1 protein-coding gene, 2 tRNA genes and 2 rRNA genes are annotated in these 2,715 nt (G+C 50.9%); 1 reads left to right on the forward strand and 4 read right to left on the reverse strand.

Annotated features, from left to right (window positions below):
* Positions 1 to 109 (reverse strand): 23S ribosomal RNA (locus PSV17_RS08485); the annotation flags it as partial.
* 143 nt (positions 110 to 252) lie between these two features.
* Here PSV17_RS08485 and PSV17_RS08490 point away from each other — a divergent pair.
* A complete protein-coding gene (locus PSV17_RS08490) occupies positions 253 to 483 on the forward strand; it encodes a hypothetical protein (protein WP_300481549.1) in 231 nt (76 codons plus the stop codon).
* On the opposite strand, the gene PSV17_RS08495 is transcribed toward PSV17_RS08490, so the two are convergent.
* From PSV17_RS08495 to PSV17_RS08505, 3 genes are all read right to left on the reverse strand, one after another.
* Positions 471 to 546, reverse strand: a tRNA-Ala gene (locus PSV17_RS08495). The two genes, PSV17_RS08490 and PSV17_RS08495, sit on opposite strands and share 13 nt — an antisense overlap.
* Before the next feature lie 30 nt (positions 547 to 576).
* Positions 577 to 653 (reverse strand) — tRNA-Ile (locus tag PSV17_RS08500).
* A gap of 80 nt (positions 654 to 733) precedes the next feature.
* Positions 734 to 2,270 (reverse strand): 16S ribosomal RNA (locus PSV17_RS08505).
* Between the last annotated feature and the right edge of the window lie 445 nt (positions 2,271 to 2,715).

The raw sequence follows: 2,715 nt of genomic DNA on the forward strand, positions 1-2,715 counted from the left end.
TCCGGATCAAAGCTAATTTGCCAGCTCCCCGAAGCTTATCGCAGGCTATCACGTCCTTCGTCGCCTGTAATCGCCAAGGCATCCACCACATGCACTTAGTCACTTGACCCTATAACTTTGACGCCAATGCTAAGGCGTCGGTCAAGGACTGTTGAGCATCACAACAGCACGTTAAACTGTGTGATCTCGCGTTATGCCGTTTCTTCAATTCATCAGAATTCGCCTTTCGGACGAATCCGAAGTTGAAGTTCTGTGACGCAATCAAAAATCGTTACTGGTGGCACGGTGTCATCCCTTTTACAGAACAACTTTCCACCAGCAACGCTGATTATTTCGACTCTACGAATTTTTAAAGAGCAACAGCTTAAAAAGCTGCAAACCAAAGGCCCCGAATCAAACTTGATCCAGAGCATTGGGTTTGCAACCGATGCGTTCAGAGTGAAGGCTTTGTTTTCTTGTATTCAAAGTCTTGGTGGAGGATGACGGGATCGAACCGACGACCCCCTGCTTGCAAAGCAGGTGCTCTCCCAGCTGAGCTAATCCCCCATTTGTCTAACAGGTGCTTACTATGGAATCTGGTGGGTCTGGATGGACTCGAACCATCGACCCCCGCCTTATCAAGACGGTGCTCTAACCAACTGAGCTACAGACCCTTTAGTCAAATCTTTTTTTGATGTTGCTTCTGTCTAACAACTGATAAGTGTGAATGCTTGCAGCATTGGATGTTCTCTAGAAAGGAGGTGATCCAGCCGCACCTTCCGATACGGCTACCTTGTTACGACTTCACCCCAGTCATGAATACTACCGTGGTAAGCGTCCTCCCGAAGGTTAGACTACCTACTTCTGGTAAAACCCACTCCCATGGTGTGACGGGCGGTGTGTACAAGGCCCGGGAACGTATTCACCGCGACATGCTGATCCGCGATTACTAGCGATTCCGACTTCACGCAGTCGAGTTGCAGACTGCGATCCGGACTACGACCGGTTTTCTGGGATTAGCTCCCCCTCGCGGGTTGGCAGCCCTCTGTACCGGCCATTGTATGACGTGTGTAGCCCTACCCATAAGGGCCATGAGGACCTGACGTCATCCCCACCTTCCTCCGGTTTGTCACCGGCAGTCTCATTAGAGTGCCCAACTGAATGTAGCAACTAATGACAAGGGTTGCGCTCGTTGCGGGACTTAACCCAACATCTCACGACACGAGCTGACGACAGCCATGCAGCACCTGTGTTACGGTTCTCTTTCGAGCACCAAGCCATCTCTGGCGAGTTCCGTACATGTCAAGGGTAGGTAAGGTTTTTCGCGTTGCATCGAATTAAACCACATCATCCACCGCTTGTGCGGGTCCCCGTCAATTCCTTTGAGTTTCAACCTTGCGGCCGTACTCCCCAGGCGGTCAACTTCACGCGTTAGCTTCGTTACTGAACAGCAAGCCGTCCAACAACCAGTTGACATCGTTTAGGGCGTGGACTACCAGGGTATCTAATCCTGTTTGCTCCCCACGCTTTCGTGCATGAGCGTCAGTACAGGTCCAGGGGATTGCCTTCGCCATCGGTGTTCCTCCGCATCTCTACGCATTTCACTGCTACACGCGGAATTCCATCCCCCTCTACCGTACTCTAGCCTTGTAGTCACAAATGCAGTTCCCAGGTTAAGCCCGGGGATTTCACATCTGTCTTGCAAAACCGCCTGCGCACGCTTTACGCCCAGTAATTCCGATTAACGCTCGCACCCTACGTATTACCGCGGCTGCTGGCACGTAGTTAGCCGGTGCTTATTCTTCAGGTACCGTCATCCTCCCGAGGTATTAGCCCAGAAGATTTCTTCCCTGACAAAAGCAGTTTACAACCCGAAGGCCTTCTTCCTGCACGCGGCATTGCTGGATCAGGCTTGCGCCCATTGTCCAAAATTCCCCACTGCTGCCTCCCGTAGGAGTCTGGGCCGTGTCTCAGTCCCAGTGTGGCTGGTCGTTCTCTCAAACCAGCTACAGATCGTCGGCTTGGTGAGCTTTTACCTCACCAACAACCTAATCTGATATCAGCCGCTCCAATCGCGCGAGGTTCTTGCGAATCCCCCGCTTTCATCCTTAGATCGTATGCGGTATTAGCCTAAATTTCTCTACGTTATCCCCCACGACTGGGCACGTTCCGATATATTACTCACCCGTTCGCCACTCGCCACCAGGATTGCTCCCGTGCTGCCGTTCGACTTGCATGTGTAAGGCATGCCGCCAGCGTTCAATCTGAGCCAGGATCAAACTCTTCAGTTTAATCTCTGTTTAAAAACTCACTCTAAACGGAATTGATCAGATCTTCACAAGTGAATTTCTTTTCATCTATCCGTGAGTATTCGGATCGATTCAACAAGTTGCCTTGCGAACCTCACCAACGACTGTTTAGTCGTTTGGCTTCTCTCATCCAAACACCCACACTTATCGGCTGTTAATTTTTAAAGAGCGCTTGCTGATCAGTCATCAGCACAGAAGCGAGATTATGACTCACTTCGATCATCTTGTCAAGCATCTGCGCAATCTTTGTTTTGATCGCTTAGAAGCCTCACAACATGACCAGGTCATGTCGCCAACTCAAGCCAACACCACCATCACAGTGAATACCAAGCAGAGAAGACGAAGCCCCCACCTACGTAGGCGGGGGCCTGTGCATTAATAGCCTGACGATGTCCTACTTTCACACGGGAACCCGCACTATCATCGG

This window comes from Methylotenera sp. (assembly GCF_029946165.1).
Lineage (GTDB): Bacteria > Pseudomonadota > Gammaproteobacteria > Burkholderiales > Methylophilaceae > Methylotenera.